Origin of the sequence: Nocardia spongicola (assembly GCF_047200775.1) — a bacterium.
Taxonomy (GTDB): domain Bacteria; phylum Actinomycetota; class Actinomycetes; order Mycobacteriales; family Mycobacteriaceae; genus Nocardia.
This window is the reverse complement of sequence record NZ_JBJZOO010000016.1, coordinates 14,038-35,884: the sequence shown is the minus strand read 5'-3', so window position 1 is coordinate 35,884 and position 21,847 is coordinate 14,038. Positions and strand designations below refer to the sequence as shown.

Genomic DNA, 21,847 nt, shown 5'->3' with positions numbered 1-21,847 from the left:
GAATGCTCCTCGCCGAGTAAGCGCTCTGGCGGACATTTCGGGGCTCGGCACCGAGATATTCCGATCGTGAGAAAATTGTGTCGACCAGTATGTGAGCGCTCGAATCCTTCGAAGGGGAAACACTGTTATTCGGACATCTGGAGTAATGCTGGGTATCCGTCCGTCGTGACCTGAACTCTGTTGGAGTATCTCCCGGGCTGGAGGAGGTCTGGGGTTATATATATTGCCCTGACTATTTCGCCACCGTTCAGGAAGACGAGTAAGTTCCCGCGCTGCATAAATGTATCATCCATGTTGATCTTGCCGCCTACTCGACTCTCGACGTAGTCACGGGAAACCGGATGGTGGGATACGAACACCGAATCCCAGTCGCTACCGGTCCAGTCGGCCAAGGTTGCCGAACCTCCCGTTTGTCGGAGCTCTGTCAATTTCTTGGACAGTGCTGGATTCTCTTCCAGAGAAACCGATTCAGGAGAAGAACATGCAGCCAGTAAAAAGATACCGATAGCTACCGCCGCATGAGCGGTTACGTTTCTTCGGAGGTCGTCTTTTGCTCGTCGAGCGCCCAGCCGAGTGGCAGCTTTGGTCATATGGTCATCCCTTCTGGGGTCACCGGAACAGTGAATCTGCAACACCAGCGGCGAGGTCCGGGTGAAGTCGCCGATGAGGTGGCAGCCGTGACGATAGTGCGGCACTGGGAGTTCGGCGGTGGCGGTGATGCTGGAGATGTCGAGAACCGCTCAGCGGGTGGTGCTGTCCACGCTGAGCGGGTTGTATTGTCACCAATGTCCATAACCGCTGCGATCGAGAGGGTGCCGAGTGACCGACTTCGAGACGATTCTGCTGGAGCGTAAGGGCCGGGTCGGCTGGATCACGCTGAACCGCCCGAAGGCGTTGAACGCACTGAACGCGCAGGTCCTCGATGATGTCATCGTCGCGCTCGACGAGCTGGAGCGCGACGACGAAATCGGTGCCGTCGTGATCACAGGCTCGGAGCGGGCTTTCGCGGCGGGCGCCGATATCAAGGAGATGCAGCCCAAGTCGTACATGGACATGTTCATGAACGACTATTTCGCCCGCTGGGACCGGTTGGCGCAGTTCCGTAAGCCCACTATTGCCGCGGTCGCGGGCTATGCGCTCGGCGGTGGCTGTGAGCTGGCCATGCTCTGCGACATTCTGTTGGCGGCCGATACCGCGAAGTTCGGGCAGCCGGAGATCAAGCTGGGCGTCATCCCCGGTATCGGCGGCTCGCAGCGCCTGACTCGCGCGATCGGTAAGGCCAAGGCGATGGACCTGGTGCTCACCGGGCGCAATATGGATGTCGATGAGGCCGAGCGGGCCGGGCTGGTCTCGCGGATTGTGCCAGCGGCGGAATTGCTCGATACCGCGCTCGAGGTCGCCGAGACCATCGCGGCGATGTCGCTGCCGGTCACGATGATCGCCAAGGAATCGGTGAATCGCTCGTTCGAAACGACCCTGGCCGAGGGGCTGCGGTTCGAACGCCGGGTCTTCCACTCGTTGTTCGCGATCGAGGATCAGAAGGAAGGCATGAGCGCGTTCGTCGAGAAGCGTCCGGCGACGTTCACCAATCGCTGATATCGGCGTCCCGGCCGAACTACTCGGCCGGGACGGAGTGCGGTGGGCTATCGGCCCGGCTCGGGTGTCGGCGCGACTATTTCCACAGACGCGGGCACGCCGTGGTCGTATGGTGGTGACGAATTCTTATTTGTGGCGAGCAGTCCGGCGATGGTGACACCGAGGGTGACGGTCACCGTGGCCGCCGCGATGAGTTTGCGCCGGTCCGGGGGACCGGGGTCAAGCCTGGCCCCGGCCAGGAGCCGGGGCATTTTTATCTCGCTACCCGGTCGTGCGGCAGCGAGCAGCACGGCGCCGCGTGCGGAAACGAGCTCGGGTTCCGGATCGGAGATGATCGGCAGGTCGATCAGGCCGGTGAGCTCCGCGCGGATACCGGGATCGCGGGTGCAGCCGCCGAGCAGCACCATGACTTTCGGTTGGACGCCGGTTTCGGTGATGAGCTGGCGGACGAGCGAGGCGGAATGGTGGATACCCGCGGCGCATAGTTCGACCAGGTCGCTATGGGTCACTACGACTCGTTTGCCGGTATGGGGGTCGATCGCGGTCACTACCTTGGCCGTGCTCAGTTCTTCGCGATGGCGGCGGCTGGCCGGTTTGTCGGTGAGTACCCCGCCACGAGCCAGCCGCCAGCGCAGCAGGGTGTCGTAGCCGTCACCGCTGAGTACGGTGCTGCGGGTGCTGGCAAGTATCGTGCCCGTGCGGCAATCGGCATGGGTGATGGTCAGCCCGGAGCTGCCCAGATCGTAGAGAATCACCGTGCCGTTGTCCGGAAGCCGCCCGGTGAAGTGCAGATAGCGCAGCTGGGCAAGCGGTTCATCGATGATGGTGAGCTCGCGCGCGCCCGTGCGGATGGTTTCGGCGTGCTGGGAACAACGGCAGGTCACGGCTGCCGAGGAGATCAGTTCGTCGCGCTGGTCGGCGGCGCTGCTCATCCGGCGGATCGCTTCGAAGACCGGCTCCTCGATACCGCCACCCGCGCGCCGCGGCACCGTGCAGCGGTCGATCGGGGGCAGGTGCGGCTGATCGGAGTGCGTCAGCATCGCGTGCGCCCCTCTCGCGCCCGCTGATACCCCCAAAACCAGCACCATGAAACATATGGTGGACCTTTTGCGTGCTGCTGCCAAGCCGATAGGGTGCTGCTGCCGAGCCGATGCGGCTCGGAAAGCGCGCGTTACGGCTGCCCGGCACAGTCCTCTAACGCAACCGCGAGTATGTGATCGACCGGTTCTGTTCGCTCAGGTCGTAGTGCCTGCCGACCAGCGCGCGGTTCCCTCTCCGGTATCGAAATCTCCTGCGGCATAACGGAATTCGGCAAGAAGTTGTAGGAGTGTGTGCAGCCGGTCCGGTGGGAGCCCTGGGAGTGCGAACACCCTTGTGTTGAGTTCCTCGGTCGCTTTCGCCGCCAATGCCCTTCCGGCGTCGGTGATCTCGATCAATGTGGTGCGCCGATCGCTTGGATGCGGTACGCGTTCGACGAGTTCCGCCGCTTCCAGGCGGTCTACGGTGTTGGTCACGCTGGTGGGATGTACCTGCAACCGCGCGCTGGCCTTCGCCATCGGCAGCGTGCCGGTTTTGCTGAAGCTGAGCAGCATCAGCAGTTCGTAGCGGGAGAAGGTCAGACCGGTCGGTTTCAGTGCTTCGTCGACTCGTGCCATCACGATCTGCTGGGCCCGTACCAGTGAGGTCACCGCGGCCATACCGTCGGCGACTTCTCCCCAGCCATGGCCGACCCACTGGCGGTGGGCCTCTTCGATCGGGTCCAGTGGAAGCGGGCGTGGCCGAGACATGCTCTGATCATTTCATGCGACCGAATGTGGATGCGGGTATCCGACCAGGCTCGGGGTAATCACCGGTCACAGCTAGGTGGCGCCGACATTCCGCATGTGCTGAGGGTGGCCGGGCTGCTCGGCTGCGCCCGGTTCGGCGTACGCCACTGCCGCGCCGAGTACCGCGAGACCGACGCGCTGCCCTGGCGCTGGGGCGGCGGCGCTGGCGCGGCGGGCCCGTACCGGGACGGTGGCGTTGTTCAAGTCTATGGTCACGATGACGTCGGAGCCGCGGAACTCGACAGTATCGACCCGGCCGCTTGCTGGTTGATTATCCGAAATAGGTTGGGGCACAATCTGTTCTGGTCGCAACATAAGAGTCACCGCTCCCGTGGGCGCTCCGGGTTGCACCGGGATCCGGCCGAGGGCGCACTCGGCCACTTCGGCCTCGACCACCGCGTCGAGCAGCACACAGTCGCCGAGGAACCGGGCGGTGCGCAGGTCCTTCGGCGTGGCGTAGACCTCTTGTGGAGTGCCGACCTGGGTGAAGCGGCCCGCACGCATCACCGCGACTTGTTCGGCGAAGCTCAGCGCCTCTTCCTGGTCGTGAGTGACCAGAATGCTGGTCATACCTGCCGCCCGCAGGGCCTCGGCCACGGCTTTTCTGGTTGTCGTTCGTAGCCCGGTATCGAGCGCGCTGAACGGCTCGTCCAGCAGCATCACCGCGGGTTTGCGGGCCAGCGCCCTGGCAAGGGCGACACGCTGCTGCTGACCGCCGGAGAGCTGGTGTGGTCGCCGATCGGTGTATGACGGGTCCAGAGACACCATCGCCAATAGCTCCCGCACCCTGGGCCGGACGCGCCGACTATGGCGATATCGGCCGGGGAGCCCATAAGCGATGTTCTGACCGACGGTCAGATGCGGGAACAAGGCTCCGTCCTGCGCGACGTAGCCGACATTGCGACGTTGGGGTGGGACCGAGCTGCCCGCGCCTGCCACGGTGCGCGAGCCGATCGAGACCCGCCCCTGGTCCGGGAACTCGAATCCGGCGATCACGCGCAGCAACGTGGTTTTGCCGCATCCGGACGGGCCCACTACCGCAGTCGTGGTGTGGTCGGGCACGTCGAGGGTGATCCCGTTGAGCACCAGGGTGTGCCCGAAGGTCTTCGATACCTCGTCGACGACAACGCGACTCATATCCCTGCCGCCTTCCGCGAATGCGTGAACAGCAGATACGTCACCGGCACCGCGGTCACGATCATGATCAGGGCGTATGGCGCAGCGGCCGCGTAGTCCAATTCGCCGGACAACGCCCAGAACCGCATGGCCAGCGTGCGGGTTCCGATGGGCGCGAGCAGCAGTGTCGCGGTCAATTCGGTGGCGACGGCGACGAAGACCATGGCAGCCGCCGCAGCCGCGGCGGGCGCGGTGAGCCGCAGGGTGACCAGGAAGAACGTCGAAGTCCCCGATTTACCCAGCGCACGGGAGGCTTCTTCCAAGCCGACCGGCACCTGCGCCAGTCCGGCCCGTACATTGATCAGCGCCCTTGGCAGGAACATCAGTACGTACGCGGCGATCACCATACTGGCGGTCTGATAGAGCGGTGGCGCCCAGCGGATGGTCACGGTCACCATGGCCAGCGCGATCACGATGCCCGGCAGCGAACTGGTGATGTAGTTGGCCCCCTCGACCAGCCGCGCGAACGACGAGGTGGAGCGCACCGCGATCCATGCGACCGGGAACGCGCACAGGGTGGTGAGCAGTGCCGCGGCCGCCGCGAGCCCGATGGTCTGCCCCAGCGCGTTGCCGATCGCGGTGAAATCCCATACGTCCGCCCCACCGATCCGTAACCAGCGTCCGATGGTCCACAGCGGCACACCGAGTGCGCCCGCGGTCACTGCGGCGAGCCCGGCCAGTACCGGTATCGTGCCGAGACCCAATCCGATCCGGGGTGCGGCGCGCGGCGCCCCCGACCCGAGCCTGGCGTAGCGGGCCCGGCCGCGTAGCCCGGCCTCGGCCCCGAGCAGGGCCAGACAGCACAGCACCAGCACACCGGCCAACATGCTGCCCGCCGACCCGGCGAAGCTGGACTGGTACTGCTCGAAGATAGCGGTGGTGAAGGTATCGAATCGGATCATCGCGAAGGCGCCGTACTCGGCGAGCAGATGCAGTGCGATCAGCAGCCCGCCGCCGAGGATGGCCAAACGCAACTGCGGCAGCACGATCCGTGTGAACACCGCCACCGGCCCTGAGCCGAGTGCCCGCGCCGACTCTTCCACTGCGGGGTCCAACCGCCGCAGTGTGGCCGCCGCGGGCAGATAAGCCAGCGGAAAATAGGACATCGTCGAGATCACCACGCCTGCCCCGAGTCCGTGCATGGTCGGGAAGATGCTGATCCAGGCGTAGCTGTTGACGAACGCGGGCACCGCGAGCGGCGCCGCGAAGATCGGCCCCCACCAGGATTTCCCCGGTACATCGGTGCGCTCGACCACCCAGGCCAGGCCGATACCGAGCGCCACGCAGATCGGTACGGTGCATACCACCAGCTGGAGCGTATTACGTAACAGCTCACCGACCCGTGGCCGGAACACCAGCTCGGCGGCGCGCTCGGGCCCGGTGGAGAAGACCGTCGAAACGATATATCCCAAGGGGACGAACGTCGCCGCCACCAGCAGCAGCGCGGCGACCGTCACCACTGGCCCCGGCTTGCCGACCTGGGGTGCAGCGATGATGCTGCGCAGCGCCACGATTACAACAGTCCCGCTTCGGTCATCAGCGCGGTGACTTTCTTCGAGTCGAGCTCGGACGGGTCGATCGCAGGGGCCTGCAGATCGGCCAGTGGCGGCAGTGCCGGATTGGCGGCTACATCACTGGCGACGGGGTATTCCATCGAAGAACCGTCGCGCAACACTTCTTGCCCGGCCTTGCTCGTGATGAACGCCAGGAATTTCTGTGCCGATTCCTGCTTCGTGCTCGATGCGAGCACGCCACCACCGGAGATGCTGACGAATGCGCCAGGATCCTGGTTCCTGAAATAGTGCAGTGCGGTTTCGGCGCTGCTGTCCTTGGTGGCGGCCTGATCGCGGTACCAGTAGTAGTGGTAGATGATGCCGCCGTCGGGGTTGCCGGAATCAACCGCTTTCATGGTGGCCACATTGTTCGGGAAGGGCGTCGCGTTCGCTTTCATACCTTGTAACCACGCGCGGGTGGTGTCCTCGCCTTTCAAGACGAGCAGGCCGGCCACGATGGCCTGGAAATCGGCACCGGAGACGCCTGCGCCCCACCGGCCCTGCCACTGTGGTTGGGCCAGATCGAGCAGTGATGCTGGAAGCTGATCGGCCGATAGCTGGTTCTTGTTGTAGACGAAGACTGTCGACCGCGCGGCGATACCGGTCCACTTACCGGTGGACGGGCGGAACTGGGCGGGCACCTGGTTCAGGGTCTGCGGATCCATAGCGGTGAACAGGCCCGCGTTCTCCACCAGGGCCATGGCGGGGGAGTTCTCGGTGAGGAAGACATCGGCGGGCGAGGCCGCGCCCTCGGCGACCAATTGGTTGGCCAGCGCGGTATCGCCACCCTGGCGCAATGTCACCTTGATGCCGGTGTCCGCGGTGAACGCCTCGGCCCATTCTCTGGTGAGCGATTCATGCTGTGCGTTGTAGACGATGATGGCATTCGCGTCGTTCGAGGAATCCGCGCAGGCGGCCATGCCGAGTACCAGCACCGCGGCGACCATACCCGCGACAATTGCCTTCCATCGGACCGGTTTCATCCTCGTCCTCCCGATCGTGTCCAGCACCTCATGCCGGTGTCGCGGCATCACACGCCTCGATCAGCGCCCGCCACCGGAGGAGCAGATCCGCCACCGCCCGTCTTCTTTATGCAGACGCTCGGTCGTACTGGTTTGGGTCTGGGGTTGCGCACCAGGAACTGCTACGGAGAGCCTGCCGGTGACGTCCGCGGTCGCGAGGTCCCCGGTGATATCGATGTTCTCGATTCTATCGATGGTGATCGAGACCGAGGCGATATCGAATTCCCTCTTCTCCGCATCGGTCATCGACTCGAACGCGGCGCGTTCCTGCTCGCAGGCTTGTTCGAGCGCCGCCCGGAAGCCATACGAACCGAGCGTGTCGTAGAAGTCGCGAATCGCCAGTTCGACCTTTTGTTCGTCCGGGACGAGCGGGCCCCGGCCCTGCGCGGTCAAGAGCACGCTCGCGATAGTGGCGCCGATGACCACCAACGCCACCAGTACGACCAAGCCGACGATCAGGCTGGTCCCGCTTCGTTTCGGCGACTGCGGCGGATATTCCTGCTGCGGCTGATCCGGCGGCAGGAAGCCCGGTTCCGTCTCCGGATAGCTTGTGGGTTGTTGTGGGTACTGCGGTCGATCATCCGGCGGTTGCCCGTCCACTGGATACGTCATATCGTCCTCCGGTACGCCCCGGTGGCTAGCACGTTACGGCACGGTGTGCCCGGGCGAGTGAAAATCGAACTACTTGCCGGAATAGCCTTTGAGCTGCGGTAACCGGGGTTAGTCAGGGTGTGTTTCGGAAACTGTGGCTGGTGTCGCGTTCGATTCGGTCGCGGATTGCCTGTAGTTCGCCGAGAGGCTGGAGCACTATCCGGATTCGGCTGGAACAAGGGCTGGCGTATGTCGAATCACGTAGCGACGCCGTAGGCGCCATCGACTCGTCCGAGCGAGGGGGACAATCGGGCCGGGAAACAGGCAGGGAACTACCGTGCGATCGAACTTTCGGTCTGCGGTTCCAGCATGTCCAGGCGTTTTATCCGCTGGGTCTTACTGGGTACAACTATCATCAGAAAGGCGGCGACGAGGATACGGGGCTGGGGCTGCCCGCGGTTGTCGATGTTGAGCAGCATGTCTATGACCGGTCGCCCCATCAACTCCGCCACCCTACGGTCCGTGTGGTAGATGATGCGTCGAAGCCACACCGCTATCGTCATGTAATAGCTGATCGCGAACCCTCCCCCTATCAGGGCTGGCAGCAGCCACGACGGTACGTCGATGTTGTGCGTACGCCGGAACAAACCTCCTGCAAAAACGAGGATCATGCCCACTGCTAGCAGGGAAAAGTAAGAGGTGATCAGGAACTTACGTCGCCTGGTCTTGACGAGGTCGAGGCTTACCACTGCCGCCGCGAGCGCGCCTTCCTGTTCAGCTGGCGATAGGTAGTTGTTGAAGGCGCTCCCGACCAGGAGGACCGGCTGTCCTTTTCTCCGGCGCGCCCACAGCCCGTCCAGGGACCACTTCGGCACCTTTCCTGACTCGACGGGAGGTGGTTGTATACCGAATCTTGCCGCAAGTTGCCCAGCGAGTGTTCTGATCTGATCGAGCTCCACGCGTCCATGATCCGATACATGGGTGATGGCCGAGTTGCTGGGGGTGTGCTGCGCCAGGCTGTAGTGGGTGGAACAAGCAGGTTACTTGCGGATTCATTTTCGACTGTGGGAGCTGAACCTGGTACAGCTCCCGTCGTGTCCAGCACTGCGAAGATGTAGGGGGTGACGCGCCCCCTACATACTCCAGCGTCCCTTACTTGTTATCCAGCGCCCGGACCAGTAGGCCCCGGACTTCCGCGAACGATTCCTCAATAGAACGCATCCGTCCGTTGAGTCCAACGAACTTGGCATCGAGTGCATCGAACTCGGCGTCGTGCCGCGCAGCCGTGCGATCGATTTTCTCGTTGAGCTGGTCCAAGCGTTCAAGGGTCTGCTGACTCAGTGCGTTGCCGGCCGTGAGCACAGCGCGGTAGTCGGCGTGTTCGGCCTCCAGAGCTGCCACCCGGGCTTCGAGCTCGGCGAGCGTTGCGGTCATAGCTTCTAAGAGTAGATTTATCAGTTCTTCACCACGATCGACTCGAGTAGCGGCGATGAGGCATTGCGCGAGGCAATGAGGGCTTTGGAGAGGTTGCGTCATCCCGTGTTATCGACGCGGGCTGATGTTTTGAACGAGAAAGGCCCTGACCAAGTTCACCTTGGTCAGGGCCTTTCTCGTGCGTGCCCTCGGCAGGAATCGAACCTGCGGCCTTCTGCTCCGGAGGCAGACGCTCTATCCCCTGAGCTACGAGGGCGGGATAGGGCTCGGTCGGGGCCGGGACGGCGGTCCGATCGGGCTGAGTCAGCCTATCGTATGGACCGCCGTCCGCCAAAAAGCGTGGATACGCGGCGTGGTCGCGGGTCAGCCGAGGGGGAGGGGAGTGGCGCCGCGCGTGGCGAGCATCGCCGTCATCAGCTCGGATTCGCCGCGTTGGGTTTCGGCCATGGTTTCGGCGAGAGTACGCACCACGGTGGTGTCGGCGTATGCGGTGGCGTAGTCGATCATGGGCAGCCCGCCCTCATGGTGGCGCAGCATCAGCTGCAGGAACATGGTGTCGAGCGCGGGACCGGTGGCTTGCCGCAATGCGGCGAGCTCATCGGACGAGGCCATCCCCGGCATCGCGGTCAGTGGGCCGGAGGGGTGCTGGGTGTTCGCCGCGGAGTGGTCGTGTCCGGTCATCGGTTCGGTCATCCAGCCCATGTATCCGTCCACGCCCTGTGTCGGCTTGCTCCACAGTTGCAGCCAGCCCTGCATCCGGCCGATCTGGTTCTGCTGAGTGGTGAGGATGTCGTAGGCGAGGCGGCGCACCTCGAGGTCGGTGGACCGGATCAGCGCGACTCCCGCCATTTCCACGGCTTGGGCGTGATGCGCCGACATGTCCTGGCTGAAACCGATGTCGGTGGTGCCTGGTTCGGGTTCGGCCGGGTCGTCCAGCGGAATCCGGGTCAGCACGCCGATCGCGAAGCCGAGCAGGATGGTGCCGAGGGCACCGAGGACCAGTAGCGCGGTGCGCTGGCGGCGGAGCTGTCCGCGGAGGCCGGATTCGGCCGGGGTCGTGAGATCGGGATCGGCGGACATCACTGCTCCTTGGCGGGTGCGGACTGGGGCGGGGCGAGGGCGGGTGCGCCGGGGAGCGTGGGAACGCCGGGCACACCGGGCAGACCGCCGTACATGCTGCCGAGTTCGGATTGATCCGGTTGCAGGCCGCCGCCGTCCATCGGCACCGCGTCCGGGCCTGGCGGTGCCGGGTCGAACGGCGGCGGGTTGTCGGTATCGAAGACGATGGTGGAGCAGTCCGCTCCGACTTCGGGGTGGGTATAGGGGTTCTGTCGCAGCGCGGTGATGAACTGGCCGACGCGCTTATCGTCGGGACTGTCCAGTTTCAACTGGTGTCCCCATGATTGCAGCGATACCGCGTTGTCCTGGCCCGGGTAGGGCGACATCATGGTGTAGGGCTTGTTCTCGACCTTCGCCCGCAGCGTCGCGATCGCCTCGGCGTCCACCAGATCGGGGTTGTAGGTGATCCAGATGGCGCCGTGCTCCAGGGAGTGCACCGCATTCTCCGCCCGGATCGGCGTGTCGTAGACCGTGCCGGTGCAGGTTGCCCAGGACTGGTCGTGTGGGCCGCCGAACGGCGGTGCTTGATCGTAGGCCACTCGTTGATCCGGCCCGACGTGCAAGCCTGCGGGGTATTCCTGTTTCACTACGCCCGTGATCCCATCGGAGGGATCCTTCTGCTGCGCGCTCGGTGTGTACTTGTCCAATTCGGCCTGCTCCCGGTACTTGGGGACCAGGTGGTAGGTCAGTGCACCGACCAATGCGATGATGACAACGACCGCGCTGATGGTCAGCCATGGGATCTGACGATTTTTCTTCGGAAGTTGTCCCCGCCCGCCTTTGGTGCGGGCAGCTGACAACTTCGCCGCGGCCTTGGTGGCCTTGGCCGATCTGATGCTGGGATTGCTCGGCATCGCTCGTTGCGCTCTTTCGACGTGATGGATCCGCTGGCTGCGCAGTGCCCACCAGAGGTGTACACCCGCCGAGACCATAGGATAGTGATTCGTGAATCCCGCTGATCTTGCAGATCTCCTTCGCGTGACCGCGGCGAAGGTGCTCGTCGAACACGGGCTGGACCCGGCAGTTCTGCCCGGCGAGGTCACCGTGGAGCGTCCGAGGAACCCGGAGCACGGCGATTACGCCACGAATGTCGCGATGCAGGTGGCCAAGCGGGCCGGGACCACGCCGCGCGAGCTGGCAGGCTGGTTGGCTACCGCGCTGGCCGCGGCGGACGGTGTGGCCGCCGCGGAGGTGGCCGGTCCAGGATTCCTGAACATCCGCCTCGCGGCTTCCGCGCAGGGCGCGATCATCGAGCAGGTGCTCGCCGCAGGCGCCGGGTACGGCGGCGCGGACGCCATGAAGGGCCTCCGGATCAACCTCGAATTCGTTTCGGCCAATCCCACCGGCCCGGTACACCTCGGTGGTACCCGCTGGGCCGCGGTTGGCGACGCATTGGGGCGCATCCTGGCCGCGCAGGGCGCCGATGTGGTGCGTGAGTACTACTTCAACGATCACGGCGCGCAGATCGATCGGTTCGCCGCCTCGCTGGTCGCGGCGGCGACGGGAGCGCCGACCCCGGACAACGGTTACGCGGGCGCCTATATCGGTGAGATCGCCGAGAAGATCGTGGCCGCCAACCCCGATGTGCTGGATCGGTCGGAGGCCGAACGCCTGGAACTGTTCCGTGCCGAAGGCGTCGAGCTGATGTTCACCCATATCAAGGAGTCGCTGCACGAGTTCGGTACCGACTTCGATGTCTACTTCAACGAGAGCTCGCTGTTCGCCTCCGGTGCGGTCGAGCAGGCCGTGGCGAAACTGAAGAACTCGGGCGATCTCTACGAGAAGGACGGCGCCTGGTGGATCGCCAGCTCGGAGTACGGTGACGAGCAGGACCGGGTGGTCATCAAGAGCGACGGTAAGGCCGCCTATATCGCAGGCGATATCGCCTACTTCCAGAACAAGCGTTCCCGTGGCTTCGACCTGTGCATCTACATGCTCGGTGCCGATCACCACGGCTACATCGGCAGATTGAAGGCCGCGGCGGCCGCGTTCGGCGACGATCCGGCGACTGTCGAGGTGCTGATCGGGCAGATGGTGAATTTGCTGCGTGACGGCGTCGCGGTGCGGATGAGTAAGCGCGCGGGCACAGTGGTGACACTCGACGATCTGGTCGAGGCGATCGGGGTGGATGCGGCGCGGTATTCGCTGGTGCGCTCGTCGGTGAACTCCAGTATCGATATCGACTTGAATCTCTGGGCCAGTCAGAGCAATGAGAACCCGGTCTACTACGTGCAGTATGCACACGCGCGGACCGCGTCCATCGCGCGTAACGCCGCCGAGTTCGAGTACGGCTCCGTCACCCCGGATCTTGCGTTGCTGTCCGCGGAGGAGGAGGGTGAATTGATCCGCACCCTCGGCGAGTACCCGCGGGTGGTGGCAAGTGCGGCGAGCCTGCGCGAACCGCACCGGGTGGCCCGATACCTGGAGGAGCTGGCCGGCGCCTACCACCGTTTCCAGACGAATAAGAATCTGCGTGTGCTGCCCCAAGGCGATGAGCCGGTTTCGCCGACGAACGCCGCCCGGCTGGCTCTGGTCAACGCCACACGCCAGGTTCTGGCCAACGGTTTGAGCTTGCTCGGTGTCAGCGCGCCGGAGCGTATGTGACCGGCTGTAGTGGCCAGAGCGAGGAAGGAAGCATGATGAGCGCGCATCCCGCCGGTCCCCGGCATGCCGATATACCGCACGCGCCGAATCTGCCGGAGCGTCCGGCGGACCCGGAACAGTTGATCGATCTGCCCGCGCATGTGTGGCCGCGCAATGCGGTGCGTGGCGCCGATGGTGTGGTCGGATTGGCAGGCGTACCGGTGCATGAGCTGGCTGCCCAGTTCGGTACTCCGTTGTTCGTGATCGACGAGGACGATTTCCGTTCCCGCTGCCGCGATATGGTCAGCGCTTTCGGTGCGGATGCGCGAGTGCACTACGCGTCCAAGGCTTTTCTGTGCGGCGAGATCGCCCGATGGATTCGTGATGAAGGGCTGTCGCTGGACGTGTGCTCCGGTGGTGAACTCGCCATCGCATTGCACGCCGGTTTCCCGGCCGAGCGAATTGCGTTGCACGGCAACAATAAATCGATGCGCGAACTGCAGGACGCGGTATCCGCTGGAGTAGGCCATATCGTGGTCGACTCGCTGATCGAGATCGAGCGGCTGGATGCCGCAGCCCGCCGTGCGGGCGTGGTGCAGGATGTGCTGGTCCGTGTCACGGTTGGCGTGGAAGCGCATACCCACGAATACATTTCGACCGCGCACGAGGATCAGAAATTCGGTTTCTCGATCGCGGACGGTGCGGCGATGGATGCGCTCGCGCACGTCTTCGACACCGAGAATCTTCGTCTGGTCGGCCTGCACAGCCACATCGGCTCGCAGATCTTCGAGGTCGACGGCTTCGAGCTCGCCGCGCGGCGCATGCTCGGCCTGCTGCGCGAGGCCGTGGACAAATTCGGTATCGAGCGTATCGCGCAGATCTCCACCCTCGACCTCGGCGGCGGACTCGGTATCGCCTATCTGCCGTCGGACACTCCGCCCCCACTGGCGGAGTTCGCCGCGAACCTGCGCGCGCTGGTCGCCGCGGAGGCCGATCGCGCAGGCCTGCCGACGCCGATGATCGCGGTAGAACCCGGCCGTGCTGTCGCAGGCCCGGGTACGGTGACGTTATACGAGGTAGGCACTATCAAGGACGTCTCGCTGGACGGCGGCCTGCACCGGCGATACGTGAGTGTCGACGGTGGTATGAGTGACAATATCCGTCCAGCGCTGTACCAGGCCGATTACGACTGTCGCCTGGTCTCCCGGTCGTCACAGGCCGCGCCGGTAGTCGCGCGAGTGGTCGGAAAGCACTGCGAAAGTGGCGATATCGTGATCCGTGATACGTGGCTGCCCGACGATGTCGGACCAGGTGACTTGGTTGCCGTCGCCGCTACCGGTGCGTATTGCTATTCGATGTCCAGCCGGTATAACCAGGTGACTCGTCCCGCGGTGGTCGCGGTACGGGATGGACAGCCACGACTCGTCCTGCGCCGGGAAACGGTGGCGGATCTGCTCAGCCTGGAGGTGGAAGCGTGACGGAGAATGCGAAGAACGGGAGCTGGGGGATCGGTCGCCCGATCGGGGTCGCGGTGCTCGGGATGGGCAATGTCGGCGCGGAGGTCGTGCGCATTCTGCGTGATCACGCCGACGATCTGCATTCCCGTGTCGGTGCTCCGGTAGTGCTGCGCGGTGTGGCCGTGCGTGATCTCGGCACCGATCGCGGTATTCCCGCTGACCTGCTGACCACCGATGCCGATGCCCTTGTGATGCGCGCCGATGTCGATCTGGTCGTCGAGGTGATCGGCGGTATCGACCTGCCGCGCAGGCTCATCTTGGCCGCGTTGAACGCGGGTAAATCAGTGGTGACCGCGAATAAGGCGCTGCTGGCCGACCATATCGGCGAACTCGCCTCGGCTGCCGAGAACAGCCGTGCCGACCTGTACTTCGAAGCCGCGGTCGCGGGCGCCATCCCGGTGGTGCGCCCGCTGATCCAATCCCTGGCCGGTGATCGAGTGAACCGGGTCGTCGGCATCGTCAACGGCACCACCAATTTCATCCTCTCCGCGATGGACGAGACCGGTGCCGACTACTCGGACACCCTGGCCGAAGCCACTCGGCTCGGGTACGCGGAGGCGGATCCGACCGCCGATGTGGAGGGCTTCGACGCCGCGGCCAAGGCCGCGATTCTCGCCTCGCTGGCGTTCCACACCAGGATCACCGCCGCCGACGTGTACCGGGAGGGGATTTCGCGGATCACCGCGGAAGATCTGGAGACCGCTTCGGCGCTGGACTGCACGGTCAAGCTGCTGGCGATCTGTGAGCGAGTCGGCGCGGGCCCCGGCGAGCCGAGTCCGGAGGAAGGGGGCAAGGAACGTGTCTCCGTGCGCGTCTACCCGGCCCTCATTCCACGCAAGCATCCACTGGCCGCGGTGACCGGTGCCTTCAACGCAGTCGTTGTCGAGGCGGAGAACGCGGGGCGACTGATGTTCTACGGGCAGGGTGCCGGCGGTGCTCCCACCGCGTCCGCTGTGCTCGGCGATCTGGTGATGGCGGCACGGAACAAGTTCTATGGGGGTCGCGCTCCTGGTGAATCGGTTTATGCTGAGCTGCCGATCGCGCCGATCGGGGATACGCCCACCCGCTATCACGTGAACCTGCAGGTCGAGGATCGTCCAGGGGTCTTGGCCAAGGTAGCGGGCGAATTCGCCGAGCACGGGGTGAGTATTTCGACCGTCCGGCAGGGCGGACACGATTCGGGTGCTCGCCTGGTCGTGGTGACCCACCACGCGGCGGAGTCGGCGCTCGCGGACACCGTGGCCGCGCTGGCGGAAATGGAATCCGTCACATCTGTGACCAGCGTTCTGAGATTGGAAGGCACCGAAGAATGAGTGTAGTGTCGCGCGGCGACGCCATGAGTGGTGGGCGTACGACTGGCGTCGCGCCCCAAGCCGGAGTGCATTCTCGCTGGCCGGGCTTGATCGCGGCGTATCGTGAGCGGCTCGTGGGCGCGGCCGATTGGGAGCCGGTCACCTTGTACGAAGGCGGCACGCCTTTGGTGCCTGCGCCGCACCTGTCCGAGCTGACCGGGTGTTCGGTCTATTTGAAGGTCGAGGGCCTGAATCCCACCGGTTCGTTCAAGGACCGCGGGATGACGATGGCGATGACCGATGCCAAGTACCGCGGTCAGCAGGCGGTGTTGTGCGCGTCGACCGGCAATACCTCGGCATCCGCCGCGGCCTATGCCACCCGCGCCGGACTGAGCTGCGCCGTGCTCATCCCGCAGGGCAAGATCGCGATGGGCAAGCTGGCCCAAGCCGTCATGCTCGGTGCGAAGATCATTCAGGTACAGGGCAATTTCGACGACTGCCTGGAACTCGCCCGCAAGGTCACCTCCGACTTCCCGACCATCGGCTTGGTGAACTCGGTGAACCCGGCGCGTATCGAGGGCCAGAAGACCGCGGCCTTCGAGATCTGCGATGTGCTCGGCGCCGCACCTGACGTGCACGCCCTCCCGGTCGGTAACGCGGGCAACATCACCGCGTACTGGCGTGGTTACCGCGAGTACTACGCCGACGGGGTCACCAGCGGACTACCCCGCATGCTCGGCGTACAAGCCGCGGGCGCGGCTCCGCTGGTCAACGGTGCTCCGGTCGCGGAGCCGGAGACCATCGCGACCGCTATCCGGATCGGCGCACCCGCCTCCTGGAACAGCGCCGTCGAAGCCAAGGAGCAATCCGGGGGAGCCTTCCGCGCCGCCACCGACGAGGAGATTCTCGAGGCGTACCGCTTGGTCGCGGCCACCGAGGGGGTGTTCGTCGAGCCTGCCTCGGCCGCGAGCGTCGCGGGTGTGCTCGCCGCGCGTAAGGAAGGCTGGCTGGATTCCGGGCTCACGGTGGTGTGCACGGTGACCGGCAATGGTCTCAAGGATCCCGATACGGCGTTATCGGGAATGCTGCAGGTGCAGGCGATTCCGGTCGACCCGGTCGCGGTCGCCGCCGAACTGGAGCTGGCCTGAGTTGAATTCGCGTGATAGCCAGCTCGTGAGCACGACACTGCCCAGTGGTCTCACCGCGGCAGTGCGTGTGCCCGCATCCACCGCGAACCTCGGTCCCGGGTTCGACTCACTCGGTATGGCGTTGGGGATCTACGACGAGATCGAGGTGCGTACTACTGATTCCGGACTCACGGTCCGGGTCGAGGGCGAGGGCGCCGACGAAGTGCCCTGGGGTCCTTCGCATCTTGTGGTCCGTGCGATCGAGCGCGGGCTGGCAGTGGCCGGTGTGGCGGCAGCAGGTCTCGATGTGTTGTGCCGCAATGTGATTCCGCATTCGCGTGGGCTCGGCTCCTCCTCTTCCGCCGTAGTCGGTGGCTTGGCCGCCGGCTGTGCTCTCGCGGCGAAACTGGACCCGGCGTTGGCCGTGTCGGCTGATCAATTGGTTCAGCTGGCTTCGGAATTCGAGGGGCATTCCGACAATGCGGCAGCCAGTGTGCTCGGCGGGGTCGTGGTTTCGTGGACCGAGACCGAAAACCCCGACCGTGCCGGTCGCGAGGAGGTGGCGCCGCAGCCGGAGCACGGTCCCGTCTATCGCGCGGTGCGGCTGGAGCCGCACCCCGCGTTGCGTCCGGTTGTGCTGATTCCGGACCAGTGTTCGTCCACCGCGCATACCCGTGGGCTGTTGCCCGAGGTGGTGCCGCATCGCGATGCCACCTTCAACGTCAGCCGCGCGGCATTGGCGGTGGTGGCGCTGACCCAGCGCCCTGACCTGCTGATGCCTGCGACCGCCGACCGCTTACACCAAGCCCAGCGTGCCTCCGCGCTACCGCTGACCACCACGTGGATTACCCGCCTGCGCACGGCGGGGATCGCGGCAGCCATCTCCGGCGCCGGTCCGACCATCCTGGCTCTCGGCACCAGCGAATTCCCCGCGGAACTCCACGAACTCGCGGTCGCGGATGGGCTGCGCGTCGTCGAACCGGGGCTCGCGGAGGGCGTTCTGGTCGACTGATGGCGCGTCCACCTTGCCGAGATTCGCAATGTGCAGCTATTCTTAGCAGGTCCGTACATCGTGCGCATCAGACGCCGGTGCTTCATCAGGGCAATCGCTCCAGCAGGCTCCAGGCTTGAGCCTCCAGGCCATGGGGGTGCTGCGTAGCTAGGCAACTGGAATGATCACTCCCCACCTCCCATCAATGGTGGAGAAGCCGCCGGTCCGGCGGGGCAGGTGATACGGCACACAGCGCCCGGATGGACGCATCCCAGTCCGGAAGAATGCCCGGGCTGCGGGACGAACCCTCGAAACAGCACACGGCAATCGAGGGAAGGAAAGGATTTCCGTGACAGATACGGACCTGCTCGCGACACCCGGGGTGGAAGCAAGCCCGGCGGGGGGCCGCGAAAGTGAATCCGGACAGATTTCGAAGATGAGCGAACACACCGACGTCGCACGATCGGGGCTGACTGGAATGTTGTTGCCGCAGTTGCGCGCGCTTGCGGGGGAGCTCGGTATACGAGGCACCTCCGGAATGCGTAAGGGCGATTTGATCGCCGCCATCAAGGAGAATCAGGCCGGGAAACCGGCGAAGTCCGCCAAGGGCGAGGCCAAATCCGCGGTGACTGCCAAGGCTGGTGCTCCCGCTGAAGCCGATACTCCCGCCAAGACCGATGCTCGTGCCGAGTCGGCACCGGCCAAGGAGTCCGGGCAGGCGGCCTTCGACGTGACGGCCGCGTCTGCGGCCAAGCCCGCCGAGGCCCCCGCCGCTGCGCAGGCAGCCCCCGCCGATTCCGCGCAAGCCACTACGAACGGTTCGGCTCAGGCCGGCTCGGTTCAGGTGAAGACGGCCGAAACCACCGAGGAGTCGGCCCGTGAGGGTGGTCAGCGTGGTCGTGGTAGGCAGCGACGTGGCCGTGACCAGGCGCGATCCACCAACGACACGGCGCAGGCCGAGACGCGTGGTGATGAGTCGAAGCAGGATGGCGACCAGGGCGGTGAACGCCGCAGGGACCGTGGCCAAGGTGAGCGTGGCCAAGGTGAGCGTGGCCAGGGTGAGCGTGGCCAAGGTGAGCGTGGCCAAGGTGAGCGCGGCCAAGGTGAGCGCGGCCAAGGTGAGCGCGGCCAAGGTGGCCGGGGCGGCGACGAGGAAGAAGGCGGGCGCGGTCGGCGCGGACGCCGCTTCCGGGAGCGGCGGCGCGGGCGTGACCGTGACGGTGGCGGCGATAACCGCGAGCCGGAGATCCGGGAAGACGATGTGTTGCAGCCGGTCGCGGGCATCCTCGACGTGCTGGACAACTACGCTTTCGTGCGCACCTCGGGCTACTTGGCCGGGCCGAACGACGTGTACGTGTCGATGAACCTGGTCCGCAAGAACGGTCTGCGCCGTGGTGACGCGATCACCGGCGCGGTGCGTGCCCCACGTGACGGTGAGCAGAGCAGTCAGCGTCAGAAGTTCGATCCGCTGGTGCGATTGGACACCGTCAACGGCGGTGATGTGGACGCTGCCAGGCGCCGCCCTGAATTCGGCAAGCTCACCCCGTTGTACCCGAATCAGCGACTGCGGCTCGAGACCGCGCAGAACAAGCTGACCACCCGGATCATCGACCTGATCATGCCGATCGGCAAGGGACAGCGCGCGTTGATCGTGTCGCCGCCCAAGGCCGGTAAGACCACGATCCTGCAGGACATCGCGAACGCGATCGCGACCAACAACCCCGAGTGCTATCTCATGGTCGTGCTGGTCGACGAGCGTCCGGAAGAAGTCACCGATATGCAGCGTTCGGTCAAGGGCGAGGTCATCGCCTCGACGTTCGACCGGCCGCCGTCGGATCACACCTCGGTCGCCGAACTCGCCATCGAGCGGGCCAAGCGCCTGGTGGAAATGGGCAAGGACGTCGTCGTGCTGCTCGACTCGATCACCCGGCTCGGTCGCGCGTACAACAACTCCTCACCCGCATCGGGCCGAATCCTTTCCGGTGGTGTCGATTCCACGGCGCTCTACCCACCCAAGCGGTTCCTCGGCGCGGCGCGCAATATCGAGAACGGTGGATCGCTCACCATCATCGCCACCGCCATGGTCGAGACCGGTTCGACCGGTGACACGGTGATCTTCGAAGAGTTCAAAGGCACCGGTAATGCCGAACTCAAGCTGGACCGCAAGATCGCGGAACGGCGGGTGTTCCCCGCGGTGGACGTCAATCCGTCCGGTACACGTAAAGACGAGCTATTGCTCAGCCCGGATGAGGCAGGGGTCATGCACAAGCTGCGGCGCGTGCTGTCCGGTCTCGACTCGCATCAGGCGATCGATCTGCTGATCGACCGATTGAAGAAGTCCAAGAACAACCTCGAATTCCTCATGCAGGTGAGCAAGAACGCGCCAGGCGGGATCGACGAGTAGATTCACCAGCTGTATCGCCGAAAGGGCCCCGCAAATGCGGGGCCCTTTCGGCGTAAACGGGAACAAAGTATTCGCTCGGGGTGTTGTGCGAGCGTAACGGCAGTTCTGGCATACTGAGCCGTCGTTGCGTCTGCTCGGCTGAGCAGGGCTCCCGCCTAGTCGGTTCCGGTTCACGCTGCCCGCGAGTTCGCGGGGGCGACCCGGCGACCATATCTCGAGAGGACATCCATGAAGGCAGGAATTCATCCGGAGTATGTCGACACCACGGTCGTCTGTGGTTGTGGCAATACCTTCCAGACTCGCAGCACCAAGGAGTCCGGGCACATCACCGTCGAGGTCTGCTCGCAATGCCACCCGTTCTACACCGGCAAGCAGAAGATTCTCGACACCGGTGGCCGCGTGGCCCGCTTCGAGGCTCGCTATGGCAAGCGCGCAGGCAAGAAGGCCGACGCCAAGTAGCTTCCGCCCCGACGCCCGGTCCTGCTGAGCAGGCCGGGCGTCGGTGTTTTGTATGGACAGGTACCAGGAGAAGGAAGCACCGTGACGCAACCGTCCGCGATCGACGACATACTGGCCGAGTATGCCGGCCTGGAGACGCAGCTGGCTGATCCCTCGCTGCACAACGACGCGGGCGCCGCGCGCCGGGTCGGCAAGCGATTCGCTGAGCTGGCCCCGGTCATGGCCACCCATAAAAAGCTCGTGGCCGCGCGCGATGATCTGTCCGCGGCCAGGGAACTCGCCGCCGACGATGCTGCCTTCGCCGCTGAGGTACCCGGCCTGGAACAGCAGGTCGAAGAGTTGGAGCGGGCTCTGGCCGACCTGCTGGCTCCCCGTGACCCCCATGATGGCGACGATGTCGTGCTCGAGGTGAAGTCCGGTGAGGGTGGCGAGGAATCCGCGCTCTTCGCCGCCGATCTGGCCCGTATGTATGTGCGCTATGCCGAGCGGCGCGGTTGGAAGGTCGAGATTCTCGACGTCACGCTGTCGGATCTGGGTGGCTATAAAGAGGCGACGCTCTCGATCAAGAGTCGTGACGCCGCGCGTGACGGCGTATGGTCCCGATTCAAGTTCGAGGGCGGGGTGCACCGGGTGCAGCGCGTTCCCGTTACCGAATCGCAGGGCCGTATCCACACCTCGGCAGCGGGCGTGCTGATCTATCCGGAGCCCGACGAGATCGAACAGGTGCGTATCGATGAGTCGGATCTGCGGATCGATGTCTATCGCTCTTCGGGTAAGGGCGGTCAAGGCGTCAATACCACCGACTCCGCGGTCCGTATCACGCATCTGCCCTCCGGCATCGTGGTCACCTGCCAGAACGAGCGCTCCCAACTGCAGAACAAGGCCCGCGCCATGCAGGTGCTCGCGGCCAGGCTGCAGGCGCTGGCCGAGGAGCAGGCCGACCAGGAAGCAGCCGCGGGCCGAGCCGACCAGGTTCGTACGGTGGACCGCTCGGAGCGGATTCGTACCTACAACTTTCCGGAGAATCGGATTACCGACCACCGGATCGGTTTCAAAGCACACAACCTGGACGCGGTGCTCGATGGTGAGCTCGATGCGTTACTGGATGCCTTGGGGAAAGCGGATCGTGCCGCGCGTATGGCCGCGGAGTGACGCTG

Annotated in this window: 20 protein-coding genes and 1 tRNA gene; 9 read left to right on the top strand and 12 right to left on the bottom strand. The window is 64.8% G+C overall.

Translation table 11 applies throughout. The features are described 5' to 3' along the window. Positions 1–125: 125 nt before the first annotated feature. Complete coding sequence (locus ACL02S_RS20750) at positions 126–590, bottom strand: hypothetical protein (RefSeq protein WP_412804132.1); 465 nt, start codon at positions 588–590, stop codon at positions 126–128. Between the two features lie 229 nt (positions 591–819). Here ACL02S_RS20750 and ACL02S_RS20745 point away from each other — a divergent pair, with 229 nt between their 5' ends. Beyond that, positions 820–1,596 (top strand): enoyl-CoA hydratase, encoded by a 777-nt coding sequence (locus ACL02S_RS20745; protein WP_412804131.1) that lies wholly within the window; start codon positions 820–822, stop codon positions 1,594–1,596. Between the two features lie 47 nt (positions 1,597–1,643). Here ACL02S_RS20745 and ACL02S_RS20740 read toward each other — a convergent pair whose 3' ends face one another. The 11 genes from ACL02S_RS20740 to ACL02S_RS20690 form a co-directional block, all read right to left on the bottom strand. After that, the gene (locus tag ACL02S_RS20740; protein WP_412804130.1) at positions 1,644–2,684 is read right to left on the bottom strand and encodes a hypothetical protein; all 1,041 of its coding nucleotides are present in this window, start codon (positions 2,682–2,684) and stop codon (positions 1,644–1,646) included. A gap of 147 nt (positions 2,685–2,831) precedes the next feature. Next, entirely contained in the window at positions 2,832–3,383 is a 552-nt protein-coding gene (locus ACL02S_RS20735; protein WP_412804129.1) for a MarR family winged helix-turn-helix transcriptional regulator, read from the bottom strand. Positions 3,384–3,455: 72 nt separating this feature from the next. Beyond that, positions 3,456–4,559, bottom strand: coding sequence for an ABC transporter ATP-binding protein (locus ACL02S_RS20730; RefSeq protein WP_412804128.1), 1,104 nt, complete (start codon positions 4,557–4,559; stop codon positions 3,456–3,458). Further along, the gene (locus ACL02S_RS20725; protein WP_412804181.1) at positions 4,556–6,112 is read right to left on the bottom strand and encodes an ABC transporter permease; all 1,557 of its coding nucleotides are present in this window, start codon (positions 6,110–6,112) and stop codon (positions 4,556–4,558) included. Before ACL02S_RS20725 ends, ACL02S_RS20730 begins: the two co-directional genes overlap by 4 nt. Then, a complete protein-coding gene (locus ACL02S_RS20720; protein WP_412804127.1) occupies positions 6,112–7,134 on the bottom strand; it encodes an iron ABC transporter substrate-binding protein in 1,023 nt (340 codons plus the stop codon). The genes ACL02S_RS20725 and ACL02S_RS20720 overlap by 1 nt, the downstream gene beginning before the upstream one ends. A gap of 60 nt (positions 7,135–7,194) precedes the next feature. Next, positions 7,195–7,785: an Rv0361 family membrane protein gene (locus tag ACL02S_RS20715; RefSeq protein WP_412804126.1), complete on the bottom strand. Its 591-nt coding sequence runs from the start codon at positions 7,783–7,785 to the stop codon at positions 7,195–7,197. A 311-nt stretch (positions 7,786–8,096) separates the two neighbouring features. Next, positions 8,097–8,723: a hypothetical protein gene (locus tag ACL02S_RS20710; RefSeq protein ID WP_412804125.1), complete on the bottom strand. Its 627-nt coding sequence runs from the start codon at positions 8,721–8,723 to the stop codon at positions 8,097–8,099. 193 nt (positions 8,724–8,916) lie between these two features. After that, on the bottom strand, positions 8,917–9,198 hold the full coding sequence (locus ACL02S_RS20705) for a hypothetical protein (RefSeq protein ID WP_412804124.1): 282 nt from the start codon (positions 9,196–9,198) through the stop codon (positions 8,917–8,919). Between the two features lie 183 nt (positions 9,199–9,381). Continuing rightward, positions 9,382–9,454, bottom strand: a tRNA-Arg gene (locus ACL02S_RS20700). 107 nt (positions 9,455–9,561) lie between these two features. Further along, positions 9,562–10,278: a DUF305 domain-containing protein gene (locus ACL02S_RS20695; RefSeq protein ID WP_412804123.1), complete on the bottom strand. Its 717-nt coding sequence runs from the start codon at positions 10,276–10,278 to the stop codon at positions 9,562–9,564. Then, the gene (locus ACL02S_RS20690) at positions 10,278–11,171 is read right to left on the bottom strand and encodes a thioredoxin-like domain-containing protein (protein ID WP_412804122.1); all 894 of its coding nucleotides are present in this window, start codon (positions 11,169–11,171) and stop codon (positions 10,278–10,280) included. Before ACL02S_RS20690 ends, ACL02S_RS20695 begins: the two co-directional genes overlap by 1 nt. 91 nt (positions 11,172–11,262) lie before the next feature. Between ACL02S_RS20690 and argS the strand changes: the two genes are divergently transcribed. The 8 genes from argS (at position 11,263) to prfA (ending at position 21,842) form a co-directional block, all read left to right on the top strand. Further along, positions 11,263–12,921, top strand: a complete 1,659-nt coding sequence (gene argS / locus ACL02S_RS20685) for an arginine--tRNA ligase (protein ID WP_412804121.1) — start codon at positions 11,263–11,265, stop codon at positions 12,919–12,921. 35 nt (positions 12,922–12,956) lie between these two features. Next, complete coding sequence (gene lysA / locus ACL02S_RS20680; RefSeq protein WP_412804120.1) at positions 12,957–14,378, top strand: diaminopimelate decarboxylase; 1,422 nt, start codon at positions 12,957–12,959, stop codon at positions 14,376–14,378. After that, the gene (locus ACL02S_RS20675) at positions 14,375–15,730 is read left to right on the top strand and encodes a homoserine dehydrogenase (protein WP_412804119.1); all 1,356 of its coding nucleotides are present in this window, start codon (positions 14,375–14,377) and stop codon (positions 15,728–15,730) included. The genes lysA and ACL02S_RS20675 overlap by 4 nt, the downstream gene beginning before the upstream one ends. Before the next feature lie 23 nt (positions 15,731–15,753). Beyond that, positions 15,754–16,857, top strand: a complete 1,104-nt coding sequence (gene thrC / locus ACL02S_RS20670) for a threonine synthase (protein WP_412804180.1) — start codon at positions 15,754–15,756, stop codon at positions 16,855–16,857. 25 nt (positions 16,858–16,882) lie between these two features. Beyond that, positions 16,883–17,848: a homoserine kinase gene (gene thrB / locus ACL02S_RS20665; RefSeq protein ID WP_412804118.1), complete on the top strand. Its 966-nt coding sequence runs from the start codon at positions 16,883–16,885 to the stop codon at positions 17,846–17,848. 328 nt (positions 17,849–18,176) lie between these two features. Beyond that, positions 18,177–20,231, top strand: coding sequence for a transcription termination factor Rho (gene rho, locus ACL02S_RS20660; RefSeq protein WP_412804117.1), 2,055 nt, complete (start codon positions 18,177–18,179; stop codon positions 20,229–20,231). Positions 20,232–20,459: 228 nt separating this feature from the next. Beyond that, positions 20,460–20,690, top strand: a complete 231-nt coding sequence (gene rpmE / locus ACL02S_RS20655; protein WP_412804116.1) for a 50S ribosomal protein L31 — start codon at positions 20,460–20,462, stop codon at positions 20,688–20,690. An 81-nt stretch (positions 20,691–20,771) separates the two neighbouring features. After that, the gene (gene prfA / locus ACL02S_RS20650) at positions 20,772–21,842 is read left to right on the top strand and encodes a peptide chain release factor 1 (protein WP_412804115.1); all 1,071 of its coding nucleotides are present in this window, start codon (positions 20,772–20,774) and stop codon (positions 21,840–21,842) included. Positions 21,843–21,847 lie beyond the last annotated feature (5 nt).

Excerpts from the sequence above, each read along its gene's own strand:
- ACL02S_RS20750 (WP_412804132.1), bottom strand. The coding sequence starts at position 590 with ATGACCAAAGCTGCCACTCGGCTGGGCGCTCGACGAGCAAAAGACGAC.
- ACL02S_RS20740 (WP_412804130.1), bottom strand. The coding sequence starts at position 2,684 with ATGGTGCTGGTTTTGGGGGTATCAGCGGGCGCGAGAGGGGCGCACGCG.
- ACL02S_RS20735 (WP_412804129.1), bottom strand. The coding sequence starts at position 3,383 with ATGTCTCGGCCACGCCCGCTTCCACTGGACCCGATCGAAGAGGCCCAC.
- ACL02S_RS20730 (WP_412804128.1), bottom strand. The coding sequence starts at position 4,559 with ATGAGTCGCGTTGTCGTCGACGAGGTATCGAAGACCTTCGGGCACACC.
- ACL02S_RS20720 (WP_412804127.1), bottom strand. The coding sequence starts at position 7,134 with ATGAAACCGGTCCGATGGAAGGCAATTGTCGCGGGTATGGTCGCCGCG.
- ACL02S_RS20715 (WP_412804126.1), bottom strand. The coding sequence starts at position 7,785 with ATGACGTATCCAGTGGACGGGCAACCGCCGGATGATCGACCGCAGTAC.
- ACL02S_RS20705 (WP_412804124.1), bottom strand. The coding sequence starts at position 9,198 with ATGACCGCAACGCTCGCCGAGCTCGAAGCCCGGGTGGCAGCTCTGGAG.
- ACL02S_RS20695 (WP_412804123.1), bottom strand. The coding sequence starts at position 10,278 with ATGTCCGCCGATCCCGATCTCACGACCCCGGCCGAATCCGGCCTCCGC.
- ACL02S_RS20690 (WP_412804122.1), bottom strand. The coding sequence starts at position 11,171 with ATGCCGAGCAATCCCAGCATCAGATCGGCCAAGGCCACCAAGGCCGCG.
- lysA (WP_412804120.1), top strand. The coding sequence starts at position 12,957 with ATGAGCGCGCATCCCGCCGGTCCCCGGCATGCCGATATACCGCACGCG.
- thrC (WP_412804180.1), top strand. The coding sequence starts at position 15,754 with ATGAGTGGTGGGCGTACGACTGGCGTCGCGCCCCAAGCCGGAGTGCAT.
- rpmE (WP_412804116.1), top strand. The coding sequence starts at position 20,460 with ATGAAGGCAGGAATTCATCCGGAGTATGTCGACACCACGGTCGTCTGT.